General features: G+C 43.5%; 25 protein-coding genes and 1 pseudogene. 12 read left to right on the top strand and 14 right to left on the bottom strand.

Annotation, left to right across the window (positions count from 1 at the left end; all coding sequences use genetic code 11):
• Nucleotides 1-82: 82 nt before the first annotated feature.
• The 5 genes from ACBP55_RS05740 to ACBP55_RS05720 all read right to left on the bottom strand — a co-directional run bounded on the left by ACBP55_RS05740 (nucleotide 83) and on the right by ACBP55_RS05720 (nucleotide 8,359).
• On the bottom strand, nucleotides 83-1,753 hold the full coding sequence (locus ACBP55_RS05740) for an extracellular solute-binding protein (RefSeq protein ID WP_464650415.1): 1,671 nt from the start codon (nucleotides 1,751-1,753) through the stop codon (nucleotides 83-85).
• A gap of 111 nt (nucleotides 1,754-1,864) precedes the next feature.
• Nucleotides 1,865-2,740, bottom strand: a complete 876-nt coding sequence (locus ACBP55_RS05735; RefSeq protein WP_464650413.1) for a carbohydrate ABC transporter permease — start codon at nucleotides 2,738-2,740, stop codon at nucleotides 1,865-1,867.
• 15 nt (nucleotides 2,741-2,755) lie between these two features.
• Nucleotides 2,756-3,646: an ABC transporter permease gene (locus tag ACBP55_RS05730; RefSeq protein WP_464650411.1), complete on the bottom strand. Its 891-nt coding sequence runs from the start codon at nucleotides 3,644-3,646 to the stop codon at nucleotides 2,756-2,758.
• Between the two features lie 236 nt (nucleotides 3,647-3,882).
• Complete coding sequence (locus ACBP55_RS05725) at nucleotides 3,883-6,135, bottom strand: AraC family transcriptional regulator (RefSeq protein WP_464650410.1); 2,253 nt, start codon at nucleotides 6,133-6,135, stop codon at nucleotides 3,883-3,885.
• A gap of 34 nt (nucleotides 6,136-6,169) precedes the next feature.
• Nucleotides 6,170-8,359 carry a family 78 glycoside hydrolase catalytic domain gene (locus ACBP55_RS05720; protein ID WP_464650408.1) on the bottom strand — a complete coding sequence of 730 codons (2,190 nt, stop codon included), beginning with the start codon at nucleotides 8,357-8,359 and terminating at the stop codon, nucleotides 6,170-6,172.
• A 423-nt stretch (nucleotides 8,360-8,782) separates the two neighbouring features.
• Here ACBP55_RS05720 and ACBP55_RS05715 point away from each other — a divergent pair, with 423 nt between their 5' ends.
• Nucleotides 8,783-8,950 (top strand): hypothetical protein, encoded by a 168-nt coding sequence (locus ACBP55_RS05715; protein WP_154669540.1) that lies wholly within the window; start codon nucleotides 8,783-8,785, stop codon nucleotides 8,948-8,950.
• Between the two features lie 139 nt (nucleotides 8,951-9,089).
• On the top strand, nucleotides 9,090-9,494 hold the full coding sequence (locus tag ACBP55_RS05710) for a CBS domain-containing protein (RefSeq protein WP_029193810.1): 405 nt from the start codon (nucleotides 9,090-9,092) through the stop codon (nucleotides 9,492-9,494).
• A 216-nt stretch (nucleotides 9,495-9,710) separates the two neighbouring features.
• On the opposite strand, the gene ACBP55_RS05705 is transcribed toward ACBP55_RS05710, so the two are convergent.
• The gene (locus ACBP55_RS05705) at nucleotides 9,711-10,718 is read right to left on the bottom strand and encodes a DUF3231 family protein (protein WP_464650405.1); all 1,008 of its coding nucleotides are present in this window, start codon (nucleotides 10,716-10,718) and stop codon (nucleotides 9,711-9,713) included.
• Between the two features lie 194 nt (nucleotides 10,719-10,912).
• On the opposite strand from ACBP55_RS05705, the gene ACBP55_RS05700 reads away from it, so the two are divergent.
• The 4 genes from ACBP55_RS05700 (at nucleotide 10,913) to map (ending at nucleotide 13,552) form a co-directional block, all read left to right on the top strand.
• Nucleotides 10,913-11,131, top strand: a complete 219-nt coding sequence (locus ACBP55_RS05700; protein WP_464650403.1) for a hypothetical protein — start codon at nucleotides 10,913-10,915, stop codon at nucleotides 11,129-11,131.
• Nucleotides 11,132-11,405: 274 nt separating this feature from the next.
• Complete coding sequence (locus ACBP55_RS05695) at nucleotides 11,406-11,825, top strand: N-acetyltransferase family protein (RefSeq protein WP_464650401.1); 420 nt, start codon at nucleotides 11,406-11,408, stop codon at nucleotides 11,823-11,825.
• A 388-nt stretch (nucleotides 11,826-12,213) separates the two neighbouring features.
• Entirely contained in the window at nucleotides 12,214-12,798 is a 585-nt protein-coding gene (locus tag ACBP55_RS05690; protein WP_464650399.1) for a TetR/AcrR family transcriptional regulator, read from the top strand.
• 7 nt (nucleotides 12,799-12,805) lie between these two features.
• A complete protein-coding gene (gene map / locus ACBP55_RS05685; protein ID WP_464650397.1) occupies nucleotides 12,806-13,552 on the top strand; it encodes a type I methionyl aminopeptidase in 747 nt (248 codons plus the stop codon).
• Nucleotides 13,553-13,592: 40 nt separating this feature from the next.
• On the opposite strand, the gene ACBP55_RS05680 is transcribed toward map, so the two are convergent.
• A complete protein-coding gene (locus ACBP55_RS05680) occupies nucleotides 13,593-13,772 on the bottom strand; it encodes a hypothetical protein (protein WP_464650395.1) in 180 nt (59 codons plus the stop codon).
• A 381-nt stretch (nucleotides 13,773-14,153) separates the two neighbouring features.
• Between ACBP55_RS05680 and ACBP55_RS05675 the strand changes: the two genes are divergently transcribed.
• Nucleotides 14,154-14,582, top strand: coding sequence for an exosporium protein C (locus ACBP55_RS05675; RefSeq protein ID WP_464650393.1), 429 nt, complete (start codon nucleotides 14,154-14,156; stop codon nucleotides 14,580-14,582).
• 519 nt (nucleotides 14,583-15,101) lie between these two features.
• Here the strand turns inward: ACBP55_RS05675 and ACBP55_RS05670 are convergent.
• Complete coding sequence (locus ACBP55_RS05670; protein WP_464650391.1) at nucleotides 15,102-15,641, bottom strand: helix-turn-helix transcriptional regulator; 540 nt, start codon at nucleotides 15,639-15,641, stop codon at nucleotides 15,102-15,104.
• A 336-nt stretch (nucleotides 15,642-15,977) separates the two neighbouring features.
• On the opposite strand from ACBP55_RS05670, the gene ACBP55_RS05665 reads away from it, so the two are divergent.
• On the top strand, nucleotides 15,978-16,679 hold the full coding sequence (locus ACBP55_RS05665; protein WP_464653242.1) for a glycosyltransferase family 2 protein: 702 nt from the start codon (nucleotides 15,978-15,980) through the stop codon (nucleotides 16,677-16,679).
• A gap of 780 nt (nucleotides 16,680-17,459) precedes the next feature.
• Here the strand turns inward: ACBP55_RS05665 and ACBP55_RS05660 are convergent.
• Nucleotides 17,460-18,020 (bottom strand): NADPH-dependent FMN reductase, encoded by a 561-nt coding sequence (locus tag ACBP55_RS05660; protein ID WP_464650387.1) that lies wholly within the window; start codon nucleotides 18,018-18,020, stop codon nucleotides 17,460-17,462.
• Between the two features lie 642 nt (nucleotides 18,021-18,662).
• On the opposite strand from ACBP55_RS05660, the gene ACBP55_RS05655 reads away from it, so the two are divergent.
• From ACBP55_RS05655 to ACBP55_RS05640, 4 genes are read left to right on the top strand one after another with little or no spacing between them, the layout of a single operon-like run.
• Entirely contained in the window at nucleotides 18,663-18,992 is a 330-nt protein-coding gene (locus ACBP55_RS05655) for a PadR family transcriptional regulator (RefSeq protein WP_464650385.1), read from the top strand.
• Between the two features lie 15 nt (nucleotides 18,993-19,007).
• Complete coding sequence (locus ACBP55_RS05650) at nucleotides 19,008-19,874, top strand: pentapeptide repeat-containing protein (protein ID WP_464650383.1); 867 nt, start codon at nucleotides 19,008-19,010, stop codon at nucleotides 19,872-19,874.
• Nucleotides 19,875-19,889: 15 nt separating this feature from the next.
• Complete coding sequence (locus ACBP55_RS05645) at nucleotides 19,890-20,651, top strand: ABC transporter ATP-binding protein (protein ID WP_464650381.1); 762 nt, start codon at nucleotides 19,890-19,892, stop codon at nucleotides 20,649-20,651.
• The gene (locus ACBP55_RS05640) at nucleotides 20,652-21,419 is read left to right on the top strand and encodes an ABC transporter permease (protein WP_464650379.1); all 768 of its coding nucleotides are present in this window, start codon (nucleotides 20,652-20,654) and stop codon (nucleotides 21,417-21,419) included. It begins immediately after the preceding gene.
• Nucleotides 21,420-21,715: 296 nt separating this feature from the next.
• On the opposite strand, the gene ACBP55_RS05635 is transcribed toward ACBP55_RS05640, so the two are convergent.
• From ACBP55_RS05635 to ACBP55_RS05615, 5 genes and pseudogenes are all read right to left on the bottom strand, one after another.
• Nucleotides 21,716-23,017, bottom strand: a complete 1,302-nt coding sequence (locus tag ACBP55_RS05635; protein WP_464650377.1) for a pyrimidine-nucleoside phosphorylase — start codon at nucleotides 23,015-23,017, stop codon at nucleotides 21,716-21,718.
• Between the two features lie 104 nt (nucleotides 23,018-23,121).
• On the bottom strand, nucleotides 23,122-24,300 hold the full coding sequence (locus tag ACBP55_RS05630) for a NupC/NupG family nucleoside CNT transporter (RefSeq protein ID WP_173189259.1): 1,179 nt from the start codon (nucleotides 24,298-24,300) through the stop codon (nucleotides 23,122-23,124).
• A 48-nt stretch (nucleotides 24,301-24,348) separates the two neighbouring features.
• Nucleotides 24,349-24,546, bottom strand: a pseudogene (locus ACBP55_RS05625) (cytidine deaminase family protein); the annotation flags it as partial.
• A gap of 34 nt (nucleotides 24,547-24,580) precedes the next feature.
• Nucleotides 24,581-25,246: a deoxyribose-phosphate aldolase gene (deoC, locus tag ACBP55_RS05620; protein ID WP_464653241.1), complete on the bottom strand. Its 666-nt coding sequence runs from the start codon at nucleotides 25,244-25,246 to the stop codon at nucleotides 24,581-24,583.
• A 223-nt stretch (nucleotides 25,247-25,469) separates the two neighbouring features.
• Entirely contained in the window at nucleotides 25,470-25,856 is a 387-nt protein-coding gene (locus tag ACBP55_RS05615) for a MerR family transcriptional regulator (RefSeq protein ID WP_464650375.1), read from the bottom strand.
• Nucleotides 25,857-26,100 lie beyond the last annotated feature (244 nt).

The raw sequence follows: 26,100 nt of genomic DNA, 5'->3' as shown, positions 1-26,100 counted from the left end.
CCTCATATTCGTGTAAGGATAACGTAAAGCTGAGGACCGCAAATTGTATAACGGCCCCCATCCTTTGTTAAATGCGCGTTGCTTATTTCTTCATTTGCGCTTGTTTCGCAACGGTCTCCCATAAATCTTTCATCATGAAACTGTTGTCCTTACTGGTTTTATACCACTCGATTATGAAGTCGTCCATTTGTTTGCCACCGGCTTTATCCCATGCAGTCTGAACGTCCTTGTAGGCTTGATCAGCAGAATATTTGTCCCCGCTTATGACTGCTTTCAACCACGTATCGGTAATTTGCTTTTTGACGGTGTTAAATGACGGTTGCAAATCCTTGGGGAAAGACGGTATTAGCTCTTGCAAGGTGACGAAACGGTATTTTTTAGTCGAATCGAGATATAAGGACTCGGCTTTTTTGAACATGTCAAGTCCGGATTTTTGTTCCGGAATCTCAGGATTGAATTGATTTTGTAAGAACGCACACTTCCCGAGCAGCAAACGGGAATAGAAATGAGCGTAGTCGCCCGCCCAGCTAACTTCTGCTTTCGTTTTATTCGGATCTATGTTTTGCGGACATCCGTTTGCATCCTTCTTATAATGCGTGCCTTCCAATCCGAAAAGCAGGCTGGTACCCGTCGAGACACGATTGATAAAGTCGATGTATTTGATCGCTGCAACCGGGTCTTTAGTCTTTGCATTAATCGCAGTTGTCATTTGCACTGGGCTTTGTACGTCCGGAATAAATTCACCTACTGGACTTTTTGGCAGTGCGATAGGAATCACATCAGCTTCTGGGACAGCCTTTTTCAAGGTTTGTATATCCGTTACTGTCGATTCGAACCAATTTCCTACAAAAGTCGGGTAAATACCCATCTTGCCATTTAAAAAGTCTTGTTTGGCCTTTGCCCCATTTTTGTCATTCACGAAGTCTTTATCGATTAGCCCCTCATCAAACAAGCGTTTTTTGAACTCCGTCGCCAATTTCGCATTTTCAAATGCACGGCTCGGTTGATCGTTTACAAGACCATACAGCTCAACAGGGTTCCCGAACATCATATCGATCGCAAACTCGGAACGAAAACTCAATGCCATTCCGTATGTGTCCTTCTTTCCATTGCCGTCAGGGTCTTGCTCCGCAAACGCTTTTGCTACTTTATACAACTCCTCGGTCGTTTTGGGAACGTCCAGATTTAATTTTTTCAACCAATCTGCACGAACGAAGACCGCATAACTTGGAGCTGATTCCAGTACCCGTCCAACTTTGTACATCTTCCCGTCGGGATTGGTCGCGACTTTCTTCAATGCGGGATAATCCTGAAGAACCTTCTTGTATTCAACGCTGTTCTTGTCGATTAGGTCGTTCAGCGGCATAAGCTGCTTCTGATCGATGAGCGGGTTCAGTATATTCGGATCAAACTCGTTAATAATGTCAGGCGCCGATCCCGATGCAAACAGCACATTGAATTTTTGTGCCGCATCGTTGCGCGGAATTGGCACGTATTTGACATTCGCAGGACCATTTTCATTAATAAATTTTGTCCAACGATTATCTTCTAATGTTCCTTCTGCAGCAGGAATATTTCCACGATCATACACCGATACGGATATATCCCCTTTCTTGGCTGGCGTTGTTGATGCAGTTGGCGTTGTTGAATTAGCAGAGGAACTCGGTTGTACAGTAGGTTTCGTGCTGCATGCCGTTAGCACCATTGAAGTCGATAATGCCATCGTTAGTGATGTCGCAAACCATTTTTTCATGTTTGATAAACCCCTTTTGAATTCGTTATTTGTTTGCCTAAGCTTACCTCATCGGATCTTTAAGAACCACATTTCCCTTTGCAGCACCACCTCCTTATCGCCCTCATACTCCTATCCTTTCACAGAACCAAGCATAACGCCTTTGACAAAGTATTTTTGCAAAAATGGATAAACGACCAACATCGGGGTAATCAGGACGATCACGCCTGCAGCTTTAATTCCTTCTTCCACCACATGAACCTGTTCGTCAGGCTGCACTATAAAGGATTGCTGCAGCACGCTCTGATTTTGAATCATTTGCTGTACGAGCACGGTTAAGTTGTGCTTATCGGTATCGTTGATGTAAATCAGCATACTAAAAAAAATATTCCAGTACGCAACACCATAAAAAAGCGTTAATGTCGCGAGAACAGGCATAGAAATGGGCAATACAACTTGAAGTAGAAGACGTACTTCGCTGCAGCCATCCATTCGTGCCGCATCGTCAATTTCAGACGGGATGTTCTCGAAGTACGTGCGTAGAAGCAACATGTTATACGTACTTACTAAACCAGGCAACCAAAGAGCCCAATAGGAGTTAACTAGTCCCAAACTTTGAATAACCAGGAAAGTTGGGATAATGCCTCCTGTAAAGATCATCGTAAAGATCATCCAAAGCGTAAAAAAACGTCGTGCATAAAAGTTGGGACGCGATAAAGGATATGCGGCCATAATTGTGGTGAGCATACTTAACGTAATACCTACGAACGTGATCACAGCACTGTTGCTGAATGAGCGGATGATCGGTGTTCCCTTGAACAAAACATTAAACGTATCCCAGGTGAAGCCGATGGGCCACAGATTTACTTTCCCGGTTTCGACGGCGGACGAACTGCTAATGGAAAGCGCAATTAAATGAAGAAGTGGAAACAAGCTTGAGCAGGTAATTAAGGCTAATACAATATAATTTATGATGTAGAAGATTTTATCTCCATTGGATGCACGCATCTCGATTCCTCCTTTCTAAAATAGACCCTGCTGAAAGCGACGTGCAATCCAATTGACAGAGAGCAGTAGAATTAAAGCAACGACTGATTCAAACATGCCCATTGCTGTAGTTAAGCTAAATTGCGCGCCTTGCAGTCCAACGCGATAAATATACGTGCTGATGACATCCGAAACGTCGTTCACCGCAGCATTTTTTAAGACGTAAATGGGGTCGAATCCGACTTCCATCACGCGCCCCATAGAAAGAATAAAGACCAAAATGATGGTCGGCGCAATTCCGGGAATCGTAATATGAATAATCTGTTTCCACTTATTAGCACCATCCATACTTGCTGATTCGTAAAGCGACGGGTCGATTGTTGTCATTGCCGCCAGATAGATGATGGCACTGAAACCCATATCTTTCCATATTCCCGCACCAACAAAGATGGTGATCCATGATTTGATATTGTATAAGAATGGAAATGGTTCCATCTTAAAAAGGGTCATCAAATGACTTAACCAGCTTCCTTCGATTCCGAAAATACTAAAGACGATCCCACCGACAATAATCCATGAATAAAAGTAAGGTAAATAAACAAGCGTTTGAACGATCTTCTTGAACCACATTTTTCTCACTTCGTTCAAAAGAATAGCTAATAGGATCGGAAACGGAAATCCCACGAATATGTTTAGACTGCTAAGTAGAAGCGTGTTTCGGATAATTTTTAATGTATTTACGTCATTGAACAGCTTTTGAAAATTTTCAAATCCAACCCAAGGACTGTGAAACACCCCATCAAAAAAGTTATAATCTTTAAAAGCAATGATCAGTCCAGCCATTGGCACGTATTTGAAAATTAAGTAAAATAAAATGACGGGTATGAACATAAGGAGAAGCGGAATATTCTCCCTTAATCTCTTCATGTCGACTCCCCTTCGGTCTATTGCTTTCATATCGTTCCCTCTTTCTTTGTTGTAGCCTGCGATCCAACTGTACAACTGAAAAGTGAGGTAGAACAATCGTTCATTTTCCCTCGATCAACAATATTCTCAAATAAAAAAAGAACCGTCATCCCTGGCTTTTTCACCAGTGAATCCGATTCTATGGCCATCCAAATCCTATAAATCAACAAAAAAACACCAATCAACAAAGTTCATCTTTATGATTTCACTTGAGCAGTCTTCCGAAAGTCTCCTGGGGTTTGACCAACCAGCTTTTTAAATGATCGAATGAACGTGTTCGGATGCAGATATCCGATTCTGACCGTAATCTCTTGTATGGAATGTTCGGTTTGAACCAAAAGCTCTTTCGCGTGTTCCGTACGAATTCGCGTCAAATAATCAATAAAATTCTCGCCAATTTCTTCTTTAAACGTACGACTAATGCTTTTCATATGCACATGGAACACATCACTTAAATGAAGCAATGAAAGATCCGGATTCTGGTAATGTTCCTCCATATACAATTTAATTTTGCGGATAAGCATATAATTGCTGCTCATCTCACGCAACGTCGCGATTGCTTCAGTTGTTTCCGTAAGAACACTTCTCAACATTTGCTGTAGTTCGTCCACGGTGTCCCAGTCGTCTACTGCTTTTTGCAGTTTATCCTGCACGCCGTTTGCCCATATTTTTTGCACATCAGCTGGTAGGTCCGTAAACTCCTTATCAAGAAAAAATATCATGTAGCTCATTAAGTTGTCCAATTCCTTACGCGCATACAAACCGGCTCGAATACCATCGAAAAGTTGTGCGAAGCTGCCCTGCCAATCGCCTTCCCCCGTTCGTAATGAAAAGGCAATCTCACGGATATATTCGAGCAGATCGAGCGACTGTTGCTTGCCCTCGGGCTTAATCTGCCAATAACAGATCACACTATCCTCACCTAGTGAAGGTTTGTATTGAAGTGCTTCCAAGGCTTCGACGTATGCGTAATGTACAAGCTCTATGCGATCGACTCCTGAACCTATGCCCATTGTAATATTGAAATCAAGGTTGGACTTCACCCATTGCATCATGTCATTCGCTATATCACTCGCGATCTGCTCGGGCTTACTTTCCGACGATACGTTCTGGACCAAGTGCAGCAAAGTCAATTGATCCTTGGACGTCCACTCTGTCCATATGGTTACATTTCGGCCAATTGCGATTTCCTTTATTACGCTACACAAAACGAATTTAAGCAAATTTTGATCATGATCGGAATAAAGACTAGCGAATTTACTGTATTTATTAATTTCGAGCACACTAACACATAGCGAGTCAAAATCGCAAGGCATTCCAAGGCTCTCCATCTCCTGCTGCCACTCTTCATACTTCAAAGGACGATTCCCATCCATCCATTCAAAAAAGAAATGCTTTCGCTTAAAAATCAAATCTTCCTCGTGCTGCTTCTGATAGGCATTTGACTGCTCCATCAAATTCACCAAGGCGGTATCGATGAACTTAAATTCATCTTGATTGCCTTTACGAAACAGTTCGGCGCTTTTTTGCTGGGAGAATAATTGGATACGCTGTATGATCGTTTCTACAGGCTTATAGTTCCGTCGGGTAACCACAACAATCCATACAACGCCGATAAAAAAGAAAACTGCACAAACGAATATCCAATATTTGGATATCGCGGAGACAAGACGAAACAAATTACCATTCGCCACACTGCTGGAAATGGCCCATTCGGAATAATCGGAATGCATCTCCGTCATTAGGGAATCGTTCCCATGAATATCACCATAAATAGGCGTACCCTCGCGGTCATAAAGGCTGAGATGATTGGAATTTGCCGTCGTTAGTGTTTGAACAAAATGGGCAATCGCTTGAAGCTGCACATTGACAACGATTAGTCCGTCATTACCGAAATTCAATGGGACATATCGCACTAACGATACGAAATCGGTGGGTTCGCCTTGTTCCGTGTAACCTTTCCGAACATCTGTCCATAGATGATTTGGCACGGATTGCTTCAAAGCTTCTACAATCAATTGTTTATCGTTAAATGCAGCTAGCTTGGAAACGGAGTATGGCGTCTGCACCGTATCGTCCGACAGCCTGTATAAATAGATCGAATCGATGAGAGGCATCGTTGCCATGAGACTTTTCACTTTTAAAGACGACAAATAGCCTGAATAATATCGATCGCTCTGTAAGGCAGGATTAAAAAAACCCAATAGCGTATCATCGCTGGCGATCTCATTCGTGATCGTGTTATCGATCAACTTCATCTGATTGTCAATGGATTGGAGCAATTGCTTGGTGAAAATTTTATTCGATTCGACTGCAGTTTTTCGTGACAATTCACTGAATGCCATCAAGAGGACGAACATGAGAAGAGGCACAATAAAAAGGAAAATCGTTACATAGGAAAACAGGAGACGACGAAACCATGTCTTGTTCATCGAGATATTCTTTATCATCGTTTACTCTCCTTTTCTACAAATGTTTCTATGGTCAGTGTCTGATCACCCGTACCTGTTGCGGAAAATCGTGGGCCCACTGTCCATGGTTGTATGCAAGGCGAATCAATCCAGAAGGGACGCGGACTTCCAGCGAAAAATGCTCCCAGTGAGCTGGGATTTTTGGTGAAAATAAAATCTCCTTCCACCCCGGTTTTGATGGTTTCAGTCCGATGATTTCCTCAATCAGCAAGGGTACCGGAGCGCTTGCCCAAGGATGACAAAGACTAGTATTCCACTTTTGTTCTTTCCCCCAGGCCTCAAAACAAGTCGTAGCGCCTTCTTTCAGCATATTTCCCCATGAATGTTCTTCTTCTGAGCTCATAAGCTCATATATCAACGAATGTTCTCCAACCCTCGCCAAAGCTTTTAAGACAAAATAGGAAAAGTACACGCCGCACGAAAATCTTTTCTCGCGAATTTGATCTACGATGGATGGAACGGATTCCTCCGGAGCCAGGTCAAACAGCAATGGCAGCACATTGGCATGCAGCGCGTGATGTCTGCTTCCCTCCGCATCTGTAAATAAACGGCTGGTCGGATCATAAAAAACTTCGATGAAGCGTTTTTTTAACCGTGGAAGATCATCCTCGTAAGAAATACCGAGCAAATCACGTATCTCATTCACTGCATGGATGCAGCCAAGATAAAACGCATTAACCACGTTATGGCAGCCAGGACCTATCGGCTTCGTTAGCTCAAAATCGTATTCATCGCGCAGCTCCTTCGGCCAATCCACCAAATTCCATTTATCGGTGATTTCGTGTAACAATCCATCACCTCGATCATAGGCTTGAAAATGACGGAGCAGTTGCTCCGCATACGGATACATGTCCCGCAAAAAGGTCAGATCCCCGCTGTATCGATAATATTCCAGCAGCTGCAGCGGCCACTGAAGTGAAAAGTCAGCAATCTCCTGCATAAAGTTCCCTGGAACGACTGACATGAGACCAGGGCACGTAGAGGAACTAAGAGCAAATTGCTCAATTGCCTTCTTATACAATCGCAAATCACCGCTGAGGAGCATGTGAGCATGCCCGATCACCGTATTATCGCCCAAATATTGTCCCTTCTCACGGGTCGGACAGTCTACAAAGTTTTCTTGGGAACCATATTTGACTCCGTTTTTACATATTTGAAAAATTTGGTTCATCAAGTCATCCGAGCTTTGAAAACGGCAGCTTTCTTCATCCAAAGGATAGTGTCTGACGATCGCTTGAAACGAATCGGGACGAATCGCTTGTTCAGGACCGAACACTTCCACGTATCGAAAGCCTTTGTAATCGTAAAGGTCCAATTTATCGTTATCCCCTGATAGCGTCCAACGATCTTGATAAGTACAGTTGCAGCGCATGTTAAATCTGACCGCTTGTCCATCCTCTTCCAGTTCTTCCCCACAGCGGATTTCGATTTCTGCGCCTGCTTCCCCTTCCGCCTCCATGGTAAACTGGCCAGTGATTTCCTCACCAAAATCAATCCAGTAATGACCGGGAGCCCTTCTTACTACGCTATGCGGTTTCTTCTCATAAACCGACAATATCGGTGTCGGCTGCTCCACAAGCGTATAATCCGTTTGATCGTTCGTCTGGACGGGAAGCCAAGCGGAGTCATCAAAGGAAAGATCCTTCCAGCCTTTTTCCGACTTTCTGGCATCGATATGCTCGGCAAATTGTGTCAAATAGCCAAAAGTCTCTCCTTTCAGGAATTCTGCTGCCCGTTTAGCTCGCCAAGTCTCATCGGTTTTTACGAGAACACGGTCACCCGCTGTTAGCTCTGCTATAAGCCCCTGCCTGTAATCGCCGCTGTTATATGCCCGATTAACTAGCCCTTGGTAATACACGTGGACAGCGATGACATTGTTCCCCGCTTGGAGAAAGGGACTAACCTCGATCCGATTGTAATAGTAGTGGCCGGCATCGTTTTGAGCAGGTCCTTGAGCAACAAAACGGCCGTTAAGGTACAGCTTGTAGTAATCGTCTGCCGTGATGTTCATATATAGGGGAACGCTTTCAAGATCAATAGACGCTAGATCAAATGTAGTCCTCACAAGCCAATGATGATGCTGCAAATCCTCGCGATGAGTCTCTGATTCAACTGCATCCATTTCTTTATGAAATAAATCCAATGGTTCCATCGAACTAAACGAGTTATCCGTAATCCAACGTGCTTGCCAATGCTTAGACATTCTTATCTCTCCCCTTAAGTTGAAATCGAATATTTGTAGTTGAACAGAAGAACTAAAATTCTCCTGCGATCCAACTGTACAACTGAAAAGTGAGGTAGAACAATCGTTCATTTTCCCTCGATCAACAATATTCTCAAATAAAAAGAATCGTCATGATGCTGCAAATCCTCGCGATGCGTCTCTGATTCAGCTACATCCATCTCTTTATGCTTCCGATTCCACAATATGGGTTTCAGAAGCCAAAGTCAACACTTCAGGAGCTCGATGGTACGCCGGCATGAACGCCAATATTTCTTGACATGCAATCACAATTTGTCCGTTTAGCTGACGTTCATTATTCGACTATCTTCTACACCCTCATTCGTGAACAACATAACGAAACTTATAATATTGAAACAATTATCATGATTAAAGGAGCATCGAATGCTGACCAATATGGAGGAAAGAAAGATCACGAATGGAGATATCGACCTGATGATTGCCGAGATAGAGGAAGGCTGGAGAGAGTTGAGTATGATCAGTAGGTCTTGTAGGGATATTAAGGAGGATCTCGTTCGGCTTTCGCAAGTTTTGGATGAAATCAATTATTGACCTGCCGGTCTGCGATCCCGTTTGACATTTCCTGGTGATTCTCGCTTAAATGGAAACATAACCCAATGCACTTGAAAGCTATTTATGTTTTAATTAATATATCATTGATTGAAATTTGAGAGAAAAGGAGTTTATAACTATGAAAATAGCCTCTTTTCTATTACCTAAAGACAAAGTTGCCTTTATCACATCGTCAGCTTCCATGCGGGAAGCATTGGAACAATTAGAAAATCACTATTACACGGCTCTTCCCCTTGTTGATAATGATGGGAAATATACAGGTACATTGTCGGAAGGTGATCTGTTGTGGGCGTTAAAGAATACACCTGGGATTCATTTTGATAATTTGGATCAAGTGCAAGTGAGCGAAATCGAGAAGCATATTCACAATGAGTCCGTTTCGATTAACGCATACATGGAGGATATGCTGGCACTTGCAGCTGATCAAAATTTTGTTCCCGTTGTAGATGACCAAAATATTTTCATTGGAATTATTCGTCGAAAAGATATTATTGAATACTATATGAGAAACATAACTGATTGATGAACCGAATGCCCATGATTCAAGTTCCATGAGGATTGACTCGGCAAGGCAATATCCTTTCCCCTTTCTCCACTACCTCGAAACCTCTTTTTAAACACTATTGCCTCCTCAAATTGCCGAATTAACAGTCAATCCCACCTTTTCATCTAAGCTCAAAAATGACGGAACAAGCTGCCCAATGACATTGCGGCAGCTTACTTGTTCGTCATATCTTCATCACGATTTAGTTAGTTGTCTTCTATCTTCAACTTGTGGTGATTCCTCCATCCATCCGTTTTTGATCATTATTTCTCCACCGTCTTTGATAAAAGGCACAATTTTCGAAGTAAGTCGAGCCATCGTCACCAGCAAATCACTTCGCAAACTAAAAGCTCCACCAAGTGCATTGCTCCCAATACTAAATGATCCTAACAAGTTAGTGATATACATCATTAACTTATCCGAAAATGGAGCAACCGTAGAATTCGTCGCTTTCCCTGCATGAGTAGCAGGCGGCTCTATGTAATCCTGACGTAAATATTCACCTAGTGTTGTTTCAACTTCCTTAGACAATTTCATTCCTTCAACAAAATATTCTTTTACTTTCGTATCATTAGCTACTTGGGCGAAACCAATCATTAATTGCATGCCTGTAAGGTTGGTCTCTATGGCATGATGTATAAGGGAAATTTCAATGGCATTTAATGCTCTTGTTTCCCTTAGCAAATTAGACCCTGATAAATAATTTTTATCTTTAACAAAGGTAACTTCTTTGGGCATTGTCATAAAAGGCGGGCGGACAAGAACCCCTTTATCTAAAAGAAATTGGGCACATTGGTCAAACATTTCTTGTGCGTTTGCTGTTAATTGCTTAAATAGTTGTCTTATGTCTTTACGATAGGACATCGTTGAGTACAATGCAAAAAGACTAGCTTCTATCTTGCTTATCATATGTAAAAACATGGGTTCATATAGAAAATCGAATAACTTAGGAACTCCTTTATTAACGTCATTCTCCGTAAAGCCAAGTGGAATAACGGCTCCTTCTTGTTGGAAAATATGTTTAATGGACTCTACACTTTGTTGCGTTGAATCGTAAGTCGACTTTAAGATTTGTTGAATTTCTTCATCCTCAGCATGTTCAAGGAAATACTCTAAGAACCTCAATAACATTGTTTTTTCTTGATAAGTCATCCACAAGTTTCCTATTTCTGATGATGTCAATGGTACATGGCTTGAATTCATATGCTATACTCCCTTGTTTTAATAATTTGTTGTGGTTATTATTCCCTCCAACTTCGTGGTTTAGTATTAAAGTACCCGATACTTGAACTAGAAATAAAAAAGAAGCCGCTTCAATAGCAGCTCCTGCATATACTCAAGTATAATTTGGTATAAAGCGGTCGCAATTGACCTATCCGAAGGTGAGGTCGACCCTATTGTATAAGATGCTTGAAACGGATGCGGATCTATTTGTTGCAGCATTATCTCAAACCCCGGTTACCGTGTTGCAGACGGACGCCGATGGTGTTTACTGCGAAGTAGATCGCGGAATCATCGAAAAGTTCACTAAGAAATCCGTAAGACTAAGCACGAGAACGGATGATATCGCCTATTACTTTCGTGATGATGGGACCATTTTTCGAGTTGAAACGTAAAAAAGTCCAGGTTAGGTTCCGATGTACTGCTCATAGGCTTTCTTCGATAAACCATTCTTCACTCCTTTTCAGCGTCCGGAGCTCCATCGATATAAGCTCCTCTAGTATCGTTCTCCGTTGAACAAATTAGCTTTTGTCGTCTATAATAATATTCGTTGGCCCAGGCGTAAATGTCACAATAACACTGTGAATCAGAAAAGTTGTCACGTTAAATAGAATCCCCCCATTTCTCTTATCATGGTGCATATTATATAAAGGAAGCGAGAGTGAAGATGTGAATATTAGAGTAGCAAATGAATTTGACTACCCAGCTTTAAGAAAGATATATTTGGAATCCCGTCGTAAAAGTTTTCATTGGGCGGATATAGAAACAATGACTTTAGATGATTTTGATAAGCATACAGAAGGAGAGTATATCTTTTTAGTAGAGGAGAATAATCAAATCCTCGGATTTGCTTCTCTGTATTTGCCGGATAACTTTATCCATAATTTATTCGTCCACCCCGATTTCTCCGGTAAGGGTGTTGGTGGTCTGTTGCTCCATGCCTCTATAGAAAAAATGAAAAAACCGATCAGATTGAAGTGCGTATCAGAAAATCACGCGGCGATGAAATTTTATGAGAGTAAGGGCTGGAAGAAAGTCGTTGAAGAAGGTAATCCGCACGAAAAATATTGGGTTATGGAATACAATTGACCTCTCCGCGCATGAAAGCAAGGATACTCCGCCGCCTTACCCATACCCAATTTTTCGCCGTCACTTATGATACGATTCACCGCTCATGATCTTAAACTATCCTGCCCGCCACTCCTCCTCCTCCTCCACTTTACCATGTATCTCCTTTTTCTTGCGATAAAACAAAACCCGCGGTGATTCTAAATCACCACGGATCGCCACTCCCAGAACACCACCGCCTCCGCAACTACCTGCCTGGTGGTCTGTCTATGTTCAGTTCACTAAAGAACTTTATTTTCAATTAAAGAACTTTATTTTCTTTCAAAGATAATTTGCTTATCCCCGCCCCATGCGTTACAATTTTTATATCGACAAATTTGCAGGTCTATACAAGGAGGTTTACGCGTCCATGTGCCCCCGTACCAAAGAACAAAATGAACTCATCCGCATGCAGCGCAGTGAACAGATCCTTGACGCCGCCGCGCGCACCTACTTCAACACGGGCGGCAGCTTTGATATTCGCGACGTCGCCCGCGAGGCCGAGATCGGTTACGGCACGGTGTACCATTATTACCCCAACCGGCATTTATTGATAGAAGATGTGCTGGGCAGCGGCTTCGAGCGATGCGAGCAAGCCCTGGCAGAATGGGCGAACATCAGCGGCGGCAGCCCGGATGACAGGCAGCTGTTGACGTATTGCAAGGCGCTGCTCCGGCTGTGGCAGTCGGACGCCCGCGCATATCTCGTCTACAAGATGGCGGCGGAGCATTATGCAGGCTTGCCTGAGAAGGATCGGCACGCCGCCAAGAGACGATTCATGGAACGGCTGTACGTTCCGCTCCAATCGATCGCCCAACGCGAAGACGACAGCGTCGACCATATGCTTGCTGTGCTGGTCGGCTGCTGCGGACTGCACTACTATGCGGGCACTTCCGAGCTGGACGTCGATCGAATCGCCCAGCTCGCGATGCAAGCCATTACGAAGGAGTCCTGATACGAACATGGTCATCTTAAAAAGCAAGCATGAAATCGAGGCCATCCGCAAGGCATGCCAAGTGGTGGCCGAATGCCATCGCACAATCACCCCGCTCATTCAACCGGGCATCACGACGAACGAGATTGAGCGCATCTTCGAGGACATTATCTTGAAACACGGCGCCAAGCCCTACACGAAGGGCTACAAGGGCTATCAATATGCGACCTGCGCCTCCGTCAACGACGTGATCGCGCATGGCTTCCCTAGCGATAAGCCACTTGAGGAAGGCGATATCGTAACGATCGACACGGTCGCGGAGCTCGACGGCTGGCTCGGCGATTCGGCCTGGAGCTATGCGGTCGGGAAGATCTCGCCGACGGCCGAGAAGCTGATGCGCGTCACGAAGGAATGCCTTGACCTCGGCATCGCGCAGGCGCAGCCCGGCAATCGGCTCGGCGACGTGACGAGCGCGACCCAGCGGCATGCCGAATCGAACGGCTTCGGCGTCGTGCGCGACCTTCTCGCGCATGGCATCGGCCGGGACCTGCACGAGGCGCCGAACTATATGCATGTCGGCAAGCCCGGCAAAGGCCTCCGCATCAAGGAAGGCATGGTGTTCACGATCGAGCCCATGATCACCGAAGGCACCTACTACATGACAATCGATGCGGACGGCTGGACCGCGCGGACGCTGGACCGCAAGCTCGCCGCCCAATACGAGCATACGATCGCCATCACGGCTGAAGGTCCACAGATCCTTACCGCGCAATAGAATAATTAGAGGCCGACCAACGAGATGGTCGACTTCTTTTTTACGTATTCGGCATAGCATCTTTCTTCATCCGATACATGCGTTCATCCGCTCTCTTACCCCGATCCGCTTCCTGCTGGCCCCACAGGACCTTGCGGTCCTGTTGCACCCGTAGCCCCAGTTGTACTTGCTGGACCCTGCGGGCCAGTTGGTCCGTTAGTTCAATAAAATAAGCAGACACGAGGGTCTGCTCATTCGTTTTAATCAACATGAAAATCACTGATGAACAGAATACGTTTAGTTATTTGTTACTTCAATCGAAATTCTATTAATAACACTTTTAACGCCCAAAACCAACCTTTTTTTGCGGTTGAGCGCGGATAGACGGTAATTACATCTTCGTGTTAGTAAATTGAAGTCCGTAGTATCTTTCAGTTCATCCAACCCAATAGGTTCATTATTTAATCCTTCAAAAGGGGAAGGTTAAGAGAGAATACGATCGTCTAATTATTACAAAAAAGGCGACTTAATAGTCATTAATCAATGCTAGCTTAGATCATACACACAATCACTCTACTATTTTTTTCATATATTGAGGTATCAAAAAATAGGAGTGATTAATTTGGTGCGTATTCTTGATAAACAAGCCGTTCAGCCGCTTCGTAGATTTAACTTATCAAAGTCTTTCATTATCCCACGTTCCCCAAAAAGGGTTCTCCTTGCATCCATTCGTATAAGAATTCCATCGGTCAATGCTCAACCTAATCGGGTTGAACTGGTTGCAACAGTTGGTGTAAGGGGTATTACGGGCATTGCTCAAATTCTCTTTAGAATCTTCCGCGATGGCAGAGAAATTTTCAATACATTACAAGGGATTGAATCTGCTGCTTCTGAACAAAACTATGCTGTTACATTTCAGGCAATCGATAGAAATGTAAGTTCAGGAAATCATGTTTATACCGTGACCGCGGAAAACCAAACCGCAAATACAAGAGCTGATGTTGTTGGTCCGATTTCTTTTAGTGGGTTAGCTGTTAAAACTAGAAGTTAATTCTTTGAGCACCTGAATAAGGTGCTTTTTTTCATGTAGAATGGACTCATAAAGTGCTATCGTCACCCGTTAACGTAATAACGGTTTCTTGAACTCTCTTGCCCGAGAGATGCTTAAGTGATCACTTCTTGAGTTCGTAATGGAGCACTACGTTACCTGATTGGAAGGCTCTCGCCTCTACAAGAGAAAGATCGAACTGGTGTACATGCTGGAACAACGGTTTACCTTCCCCAGCGATAACGAAACTCTGTTTAACATTTTGATTTTTCTCATTTTTTGTCACTCCTTGGTTTAAGTTGATTATATTGTAGTTCTAAGTCCGCTGCTTATACTTGTAAAATGCCGTCCATTTATTCTAAAACATGAAGATGAACGTATCTTTTACTCAAAATCACGTTGGACGTACAGGACGATCAACTTGGAACTCCATAACTTTCAATAAAAAAACTCCTCTCCTTATGTTCTATCCCAAACATAAGAAATCGGAGCTGCAAAAAATTGTATTAAGCCAACACTTTGCTATAAATAAGAAGCGCCTGCTTCGTCACTATGAAATTCTCTTACCTTCATCATGATGCTTTTGGGACTTACCCAGGAGAAGGCTTTGATATCACGGATAAAATGTGACTGGTCGAAATAATTAAGCGCGCTGGCTATATCCACAAACCGCTCAAAGCACCCCGACTTCATCATCTGCAACGCCTCATTCACGCGCACAATCCTGATATATAGTTGAGGCGACATACCTACAACACGGGCAAATCGCTTCTGCCGCTCCGAGATATGAAAAGCAGCCACGATATCTTTCACCGAAATGGAAGAAACCCGTTCTCGAATAAATTCCAACGTCTGTTCAATCAATTCATCCCGTTTATCCGTTTCTTCCATTTTCTTCGTTAAGAATGTACAAAGATAGGTAGTCCGATCTTCGTCTGTCGATGCTGATTTTAACTGATTTTCGAGTTCACTTGCACCGAATTGACCGGAAAGCAGGAAACCTTGATGGAGGGAATTAGCTTCCAAGCCGAACAAAGAATAAAGAGCGTGCGGCTTTAACACATGAGCTGTAAAATTACAAATCGGATAATTTCTAGGAAGCTATAGCTTTTTGTTAGCGCAATGATACGAAATAAATATTCCAATGATAACAACGACAAGGATACCTGCACCCTTCCATAACCGCGACAGCAGACAAACTCGTAAAATAAACAGAATAGCCCTCCCTTTCGCTTTTCTTTCGAAGAGAACTTCGATCAAGAAAACAGGGATTTTTTTGCGATTATTTTATAAGGCGTTCTTCCGCGAATTAACCGCTGCATGCGCCGTCTCTCTTTTATCAATAGACCATATAACTGTACAGTATAGGGCTTTTTTCATTGGAGGGAGGCGGCTGATATCCGGGGGATTTCCATCATCACTAGTACGAATCGGGCGCATTTTAAAAAAAATATATTTAAAAACTACAAGAGGCAAACATGGAAAAAAAAGGAGCTTATTATTATTCTAAACAACGACGACTTCGACATTAACATCTATCGAAAAATGGCAAAAAAATATAAACATATATCGGTTTACCGTCTTCCGGAAAAAAAATCGTTGGGGAAATGTTTAAATCTGGGGGTTAGAAAATCCAGGCACGGGATTGTAGCGAAATTTGACGATGATGATTATTATGCACCCGCTTATTTAAAGGATTGTATGCGGGCATTTAAAAAAAGCCATGCGGATATCATCGGCAAACGTGCGCATTTTGTCTGGCTTAAGGAATCAAAAGCACTTATTCTCCGTTATCCCAATGACGAAAAAAAGTTTGTGTCTATCCTGCCCGGCGCTACGTTGGTTTTCAAAAAAAAGGTATTTAAAAAGGTCCGTTTTTCAAACCTGACGGTTGGGGAAGACGACAAGTTTTGCCAGGACAGCCTGGCAAAGGGCTTTAAAATATTCTCCGCAGGTAGATATCATTTTGTTGCCATCCGGAGGGAAAGCTCCGTTGGCCATACCTGGATCGTAAGCGACAAAGAACTATTGGAAAGCGATATCAGGCTGATTCCCGGGGTGAAAAAATATAAAAAATATGCGGCAAGGAAACGGACCTAAGAGGAGTCAAAGGAGGAGAAAGAAGTGAGCATTCGTTACAGCGTAAGCGTCAAGCAGCCCCCACCTTGTCATTAAGTTGAGAGCTGCTCTATGTTGTAATCAAGATTTGAACACGCGACAAGTCAGTGGCAGTGACGGCGACCAAGGCAGCAAGCTGATCCCCTGGTCTTACTTAAATAGTCTATCTTATCATTCCAGTCATATAACTTGCATCAATTCTAACACGCTTTAAAACGTTAGAACCCACAATTTTCGAATAAGGTGATTCTGTTAAATAAACAGCACCTTCTCGCGCTGCCTCCTCTATTTCCGCCTTATATTCAGCCGTTTAGGTAAGAAATGCCTGAATTTGCTCAATGTTCGTTGCGGCATACCCTCCCACGCACATGGTCAAATACATTCCAAAAGGAGCTATCGCGATAGCTCCTTCATCGTTTGTATAAAGCCTTTTATTGAACTTCCTCGGTACGATTCAGTTTTATCACGAATGCTCGATTATTCGCAGGATTTCGTCCTGCTCAAAATTCCTAGCTACAGTAAAGCCATCGGGACAGTCACGTTTTTATCGTCCATTCTAATCCTCTCTTCTCAACATTTATATACATATTATTCCTTGGTGGGGATATCAAGTATCCTGCCCGTTACTTCAATGAGAAAGAGGGAGCTGCTTCGCTGCAGGCTCCTCCAATTCGTCTCTGTTTGTTAAGTCAGGAAAACCTGCTTTTAACTTCTTCTACTATTCAATCAACTATGAAATCTGTATGTGATGTAGAACCTGTACTACTCATTCAGCCGTTGTACCTGGTCTATCCATTGCATAAACGATTGTACATAGCGCTGCAGATATTTGCGGGTCGTTTCATCTATGAGCTTGCGAGTATCTGAATCAATCTTATCCAAAACTTGAGATATATACATTTTTTGAGACGGCATAACATATGACTGGGTGGCATCCAACGTTTGCCTAATTTGCTGCTGCGACAGAATCGTTCCTTTTGCGCCAGGCGTTGCACCTATCACACCTGCAGGCTTATGAATTAGGACGGCTGTTTTGGTTGGTGTCGATGCCCAGTCCAGTGCATTTTTTAGTACACCCGGTATTCCTGAGTTATACTCTGGGCTAACGATGATGATACCATCCGTCTTTTGAATCGCCTCACGATAATGCATAACTGGGTCTGGCCCTTCTCCATGATCCAAATCCGCGTTATACAAGGGAAGATTCTCAATCGATATGTATTCATATTTCGCGGAATCTACGAGTTCAGGGATCGTATTCGCAATCATTTGATTAAACGAATTCCCTCTTAAACTACCAACAATAATCCCTATTCTTTTCAAATCAGCCAACCTCCTCATAGAATTTAGAAGCCATTTTCTTCAATCATATAATATTTTCCTCATTTTGTGTGCAATGGCTTTAGTTTATGGTGCTTTATAACATAAATTTAACAGAGCCTTCTAATAAGGATTGCGGTTTGGAGAAATACTTTTATGGAATAAGACCGGAGGTGAACAATAAACATGAGCAAAACTAAAGACACTAACAACCCAAAGCATGCCACGTCATCAGGTAAAACTGGAGAACAAAAGAAATCAAAGTAATGCTGTTACGTACCAGGTCAAATACATTCAAAGCATCAACAAGGGTGAAATCTAATCCCTCCTACTGATCATTGAAGAGTTCGACGAGCTTCTATGCGCGGTGGCGGTTGATAAAGTCATAGTCATGTAGGACAGCAAGATGGTATTCAGGTCCAAGGTCTGCTCGGAAATTGAGGGTTATATTGCGCAAATTACTACATTCATACCGATGCCTACACCGATGTATAAGTCGAAGTGGGCATCGGTATATTTATGTTCTTTATACTGGCTGATTTCATGTACGCAGAAACTTTTCTTTTCAAACAAAGTATTTTATTTGAAATACTACCTTGACAGTCATAGTAGTATTTCGTATTATAAAAACACGGAGGTGATGAAATGAGCGAGAACAAAATTACATCCGACCTGCTGCGCGGACATACCGATACGATGATTTTACGGCTCTTATCCGAAGCTGACCGCTACGGGTACGAGATTGTCAAACTGATCGCCGAGCGCTCGGGCGGTGAGTATGAATTAAAGGAAGCCACGATGTACTCCAGCGTCCGGCGGCTTGAAACAGACGGCGATATCGAGTGGTATTGGGGCGATGAATCTCAGGGCGGACGGCGCAAGTATTTTAGAATTACCGAAAAAGGCAAGGATGCTTACACACGGAACAAAAGCAATTGGGAGTATTCGAAGCGCGTACTAGAAAATTTATTATAAAGGAGACTGGATAAGATGAATCAGAAATTAACGAACTATGTAAACGGCGTTTTCACGCCATACGATGGGGTAAAAAGCGTCACCGAATTAAAGGCGGACCTGCACTCCGATTTGCAGGAGCGATATCGTGAACTCAAAGCCGCGGGCAAAGACGATGAAACAGCGTTTGATATGACCATTGAGAGCATCGGCGACTTCGAACAAACGATTCTGGAGGTCGCCAACCTCTCCCGCTCGCTGGAACGGCAAGTAGTGACAAACTTTAGCGGAAGCAACCTAGTGAAAAGCGACTTTGCAGGCGTTACGGCCCATAAAGGACAGTTTAAAGGTAGCGCATTGCACGGTTCCGATTTTTCTGGTGCAGATTTGACCGGCAGTTCGTTTAAGGGCAGCGACGTACGTGAAGCTAATTTTGACGGTGCAAATCTGACGGACTGCAGCTTCTCCGCGCTTGACCTGACAAATGCAAGCTTCAATAAGTCGATCCTTGTACGAACCAATTTCAGCAGTTCGGGGCTAGACGGAGTTAAATTCACAGGAATAAGACTAACTGACGTTACGTTAACGACAACCGATCTTAGAAAAACGATTTTTAAAGGTTGTATATTTGATGGGGTTGACTTCAAGTACTCTGATCTGAGCGGGCTATGTTTTGACGGACAGACGTTTATCGGCGTTAAGTTTGACAAAGCTGCATTAACCGATGTTTCGTTCAGGGGCGCAACGCTTAAAAATGTATCTTTTCTTCCAGGTTTTACGTTGACGAAGAAATATTTTCGCCTCATTAAAAAGATCTGCTTTGACGGAGCGATGATGGATAAGTTGACTTATGCCTCTCTTAAGGGCTTAGATGTCGATCTGTCAAAGGTTACTGTAATTTAAAAGGGGGGTAAAAATATGCAAAACACTTCAATTAAAGTAACGGGGCTGAAAAAGTCTTATAAGGATCTTCAGGTCCTAAAAGGTGTAGATTTTGAGGTTGAAAAAGGCAGTATTTTCGCCTTACTTGGCTCTAATGGAGCTGGTAAGACAACGGTTGTTAAAATACTCACTACCCTGCTCAAACAAGACAGCGGAACCGCCATCGTAAACGGATTCGATGTTGCGTCAAAACCCGAGAATGTGCGGCAGGCAATCAGCCTGACCGGGCAATTTGCCGCCGTGGACGAAATTTTGACCGGACGGGAAAATCTGATTATGATTGCCAAGCTGCGATACCTCAAAAATCCGCGTCAGGTTGCGGACGACTTGCTTACACGCTTCGGCTTGACAGACGCCGCCGACCGCAGGGCGTCTACTTATTCGGGTGGTATGCGCCGCAGACTCGACATCGCCTTGAGCCTTGTGGGAAAACCACAGATCATTTTCCTCGACGAACCGACCACTGGGCTTGACCCCGAGGCACGCATCGAGGTTTGGAAGATTGTCAAGGAGCTGGCGGGCGGCGGTACGACGGTACTCCTGACCACGCAGTATTTGGAGGAAGCTGAGCAGCTTGCCGACCGAATTGCTATTCTGCATGAGGGTAAGATTATCGCCAGCGGCACACTCTCGGATCTAAAAAAGCTGTTCCCATCCGCAAAGGTGGAGTATGTTGAAAAACAGCCGACATTAGAGGAGATATTCCTCGCAATCGTCGGCAAAAAGGAGGGAAAATAAATGGAGACGGTAAAGAAACACTTTTTCAGCGATATGGGCGTTATGCTTGGACGTTCCATGCGCCATATTTTCCGCAGTATGGACACCATCTTCACGGTCTGTATCACGCCGATTGCGATGATGCTGCTGTTCGTCTATGTGTTTGGCGGCGCAATCCAAACCGGTACGGATAACTATGTGAACTACCTGCTGCCCGGTATCCTGCTGATTGCGATTGCAAGCGGTATATCCTATACGGCTTACCGCCTGTTTTTGGATAAGCAACGAGGCATATTCGAGCGGTTTCACACCATGCCTATTTCACGTTCCACCTTACTGTGGGGGCATGTGCTGACCTCGCTGGTATCCAACGCCCTATCGGTTGTCGTCATCATTCTCGTAGCGCTCGTTATGGGCTTTCGTTCGTCCGCGGGGATATTGTCATGGCTTGCAGTAGCCGGCATACTCGCTCTGTTTACCTTGGCATTAACTTGGGTCGCGGCGATTGCCGGACTGTCTGCAAAAACGGTGGACGGTGCAAGCGCCTTTTCCTACCCGATCATCTTCCTGCCGTTTATCAGCTCGGCGTTTGTGCCGACCGAGTCGATGCCGTCGGTCGTTCGAGCCTTTGCCGAAAACCAACCGGTGACCTCGATCGTGGAGGCCATCCGTGCACTACTGTCGGGTCAGTCGGTGGGCAATGATATATGGATCGCTCTTGCCTGGTGCGTCGGAATTTTGTTAGTAGCCTATTTCTTTGCAATGAGAGTGTACAAAAAACAGGTGTGAAAAAAGATCAGCTTTTTCTGAATCGATTAATGTCGTTATAAACACTTATATGGGCTTACGCAGCCCCAAGTGCTGAAATATCAGTTCAGCTTAAAGCACCTAAGTGGTGCTTTTTATTTTGCCTTACAACTCATTTTTGTAGTCTCCTTTGCCGTTTAAATTATTAACTTTAAAAGTTTTCATTACCTTATCATGCATATAAATTCACTTCAAATAGCCCGCCACCACAATAATTGTGTTTGATGGGCTATTATTTGTATGCTCAATTATTGTTACAGCTTCGTAATAAAAGTCTATTACTCGGTCACGATATGGTAAATCAATACAGGAGGCTCCGCATGATCTGCAATTCGAATATTGTCATAAATTTTCTTGATTACTTCATCAACATTCTCGCGATTCGCATGAATGGTAACTAGCGATTCTCCCTCTTTGACACGGTCACCGATTTTTTTATTTAACATAAGACCTACAGCGAGATCAATTTGCGATTCCTTCGTCGCACGACCTGCTCCTAACAGCATAGCAGCAGTGCCGATTTCATCGGCTACAATCTCAGCGACAACGCCGTCTTCACGGGCAGGCACGTCGATTAAATATTTCGCTTGCGGCAAATTCTCGGGATGATCGACCAATGAAGCGTTGCCGCCTTGGTTTGCAACGAATTCTTTGAATTTTTGCAGCGCCTTGCCGTTACGGATGACTTCTTTCAGCATGTCTTCCGCTTCCTCAAGCGAGCTTGCTTTATTAGCTAAGAATACCATTTGACGACCAAGCGCAAGACATAGTTCTTCTAAATCCTTAGGACCTTTACCTTGTAACGTATCGATCGCTTCTTTAACTTCCAACGCGTTCCCGATCGCGAATCCAAGCGGTTGGCTCATATCAGAAATGACAGCCATCGTCTTGCGGCCCACGTTGTTTCCGATGCTTACCATCGCATGCGCAAGTTCTTTGGCATCATCAACGGTCTTCATGAACGCGCCAGCGCCGGTCTTCACGTCCAATACAATGGCATCTGAACCCGCAGCAATTTTTTTACTCATAATCGAACTTGCAATCAGCGGAATGGAGTCGACCGTTGCCGTTACATCGCGAAGTGCATACAGTTTCTTATCTGCTGGCGTCAGGTCACCGGACTGACCGATTACGGCGATCTTGTCCTTATTCACCAAATTCACGAATTCCTCTTTGCTGATTTCAACATGGAATCCTTCTAAAGCTTCCAATTTATCAATCGTGCCGCCAGTATGACCGAGTCCTCGGCCGGACATCTTCGCAACAGGAATATCGAGCGCAGCAACGAGTGGTGCTAGAACTAGCGTCGTCGTATCGCCTACTCCGCCTGTGGAGTGCTTGTCTACCTTCACGCCTTCAATAGCGGACAAATCGATAGTATCACCGGAATTAACGATGGCCATCGTCAAATCCGCACGTTCCCGATCATTCATATCTTGGAAGAAAATAGCCATAGCAAATGCGCTCATTTGATAATCTGGAATTTCATCTTTCGTGAAACCCTGAATAATGAAATTGATTTCTTCGGTAGTCAATTCATTCCCATTGCGCTTTTTCTCAATAAGATCAACCATTCTCATGGGGAATTCGCCTCACATTTCATAGATTGTCTAATTCTGATTACAGTGACGTTACCGTATAAGAAATTGAGTCCAATGAAGGACTCAACATATGCACTAACGTGTTATAAGAATATGCCGGCAATCGTTGCAGATAGGAGGCTGACCATCGTCGCACCGTATAGCAATTTCAGGCCAAATCGAGCTACAACGTTACCTTGTTTTTCATGAAGACCCTTCACAGCGCCGGCGATGATGCCGATTGATGAGAAGTTCGCGAACGAAACCAGGAACACCGAAACAATACCAATTGCTTTTGCTGACATTGCAGTATGTTTGCCAAGATCAAGCATCGCCACGAATTCGTTGGAAACCATCTTCGTCGCCATAATACTTCCCGCTTCAACTGCTTCGTGCCACGGAACACCCATGACGAATGCGAATGGTGCGAAAATATAACCGAGGAATTGTTGGAACGAAATACCGAAGATTCCGTCGAAAATGCCGTTGATTAAGGCGATCAAAGCTACGAAACCGATCAACATTGCCGCAACGATAATTGCAACTTTGAAGCCGTCCATGATGTACTCACCAAGCATCTCGAAAAAGGATTGTTTCTCATCTTCATGAACATCAAGAATATCTTCTTCTTTCGAAACCGTATACGGGTTAAGAATTGACGAAATGATGAATCCGCCAAACAAGTTAAGGACAAGTGCTGTTACAACGTATTTAGGGTCAATCATCGTCATGTATGACCCAACGATCGACATTGATACGGTCGACATTGCCGAAGCGCACAACGTATACAGGCGTTGTTGCGGAAGCAGACCAATTTGTTTCTTCACTGAGATGAACACTTCAGATTGTCCCAAAATCGCGGAAGCAACTGCGTTATAGGACTCCAGCTTACCCATCCCATTAACTTTGCTCAAAACAAGACCAATATATTTAATAACAATCGGTAAAATTTTTGTGTACTGCAGAATACCGATCAGCACGGAAATGAACACGATTGGAAGCAATACGTTCAAGAAAAACGTGAATGAGCCCTCATTAACTATTCCGCCAAATACGAAGTTCACGCCTTCCGCAGCGAAAGTTAAAAGTTTCTCGAAAACGGATGAAAACCCTTTAATTAAGAGAGCTCCTGCAGACGTATTCAACAATACATATCCGAGAATGATTTGTAAGATTACCATCACGATCAGCGGGCGATATCGGATTTTGTTTTTATTGTTACTTGCGACGAAAGCAAGTGCAAACACAACGAGCAGTCCCAACAGAGCAATTAGATATTTCATGGTGTATCTCCTAGTTGTAAATTAATGTGTTTAACTACTTTTAAGCGTTTACATATGTTTCAGAGTGAATGATCCCGGCAACAGTTGTGCCATCGTCCATTCTTCCGTGTTGCCATGAAGATTGGTTAAATATATTTTAGTATGCTCATCACAGAACTCAGCTAATACTTGTCTGCATGCACCGCAAGGTGAAACCGGACCTTCCGTATCCGCGACAATGGCGATGGCTTCAATCTTGTGATCACCTTATCAATTGTTCCTTCATCGTAAAATCCTCCTTCTAATACGAAGATGTTGATACGCCGCCATCCATAATTTTCACGCCAGAACTCGCACCGATTCGTGTTGCTCCAGCCACAATCATCTTCTGCATATCTTCAAGACTGCGAACGCCACCCGACGCTTTAACACCCATGTCTGGACCGACCGTTTTACGCATAAGGGCAATACCTTCAGCAGTTGCGCCACCAGTCGAGAACCCCGTTGACGTCTTCACGAAATCAGCACCAGCTTTCGCTGAAAGCTCACATGCGCGTACTTTTTCTTCTTCTGTTAAAAGGCAAATTTCGATTATCACTTTCACGATCGCTTTGCCAGCCGCTGCTTCGACAACTGCTTTAATGTCATTCTCGACAACATCATTATTCCCATCTTTCAGGGCGCCAATGTTAATAACCATATCGATTTCTGTCGCACCGTTCGTGATTGCGTTCGTCGTTTCGAATGCTTTGGTTGCGGAAGTTGTTGCTCCTAATGGGAATCCGATTACCGTACATACTTTTACGTTACTATTGGCTAATTGCTCAGCTGCATACGATACCCACGTCGGGTTAACGCACACTGAAGCAAATTCGTACTTCTTCGCCTCTACAATGATTTGTGTAATTTCAGCTTGTGTTGCATCCGCGCGCAATTGCGTATGGTCAATCATTCTTGCTAACTCCATCATTTCCATCTCACCTATCTCATATTCAAATTAAGAATTACTTGCATATAATAACACGGTTATGAACAAATGTGTAATCTGTATTGAAATTTTGTTCATGGTAATCTACGGTAAGATAGCAAAGGACTCCCGCTTTTCAGCAGAAGGCCTTTGCTAGACCAATGATTCATAACACTCGAGAACTGTGTAATAATACCTTACCAACTTATTCAAGTTCACAGAATTAATCTTGCGTTCTCTTTAGTGTTTTTTCTTTTTCAACGATTGTCTGTTCATATCTGGCAATTTTATCATCTAGGCGTGCCAACACTTTCTTCATATCTTCCATTCTTGTTATGAGCTGCTTATGCTGCTCGACTAGGAGTTCTTTTCTAGCCTTCATGGTTTCATCACCTAGTTGAAACAACCCAACATACTCAATCAAATTTTCAACTGGAAGACCTACGCCTCGCATACATTTGATAAATTCAACCCATCTGCAGTCTTCTTCCGTATAATCTCTGATTCCGCTTTTATTGCGGTTCACCCGTGGAATAAGTCCAATTCGTTCATAATAGCGGAGTGTATCCTGTGACAATTCAAATTTCTCACTTACTTCTGCTATCAACATGCAAATTTCACCTACTAATCTGCAGTATGTGTTTTAGTTAGTCTAAACAAAAAAGAAGCTGGATCATTGATCTCAGCTTCTTCATTCTTGCGTCTTACCTGAAAGGAGAAATTAACCATATTGCAGGCGATACTTCATTTAATTTCAATTCCAATATGGATGCATTTTTTAATACGAACATTATCCGGTAAACAGGTTTCTTTCTTTTCCGTTTTTAACGCAATAATTTATATTATTGCCAAAG

It is taken from the genome of Paenibacillus sp. WG02 (assembly GCF_055396115.1).
The sequence above is the reverse complement of the archived record's forward strand: the minus strand, read 5'-3'. Positions and strand labels throughout refer to the sequence as shown.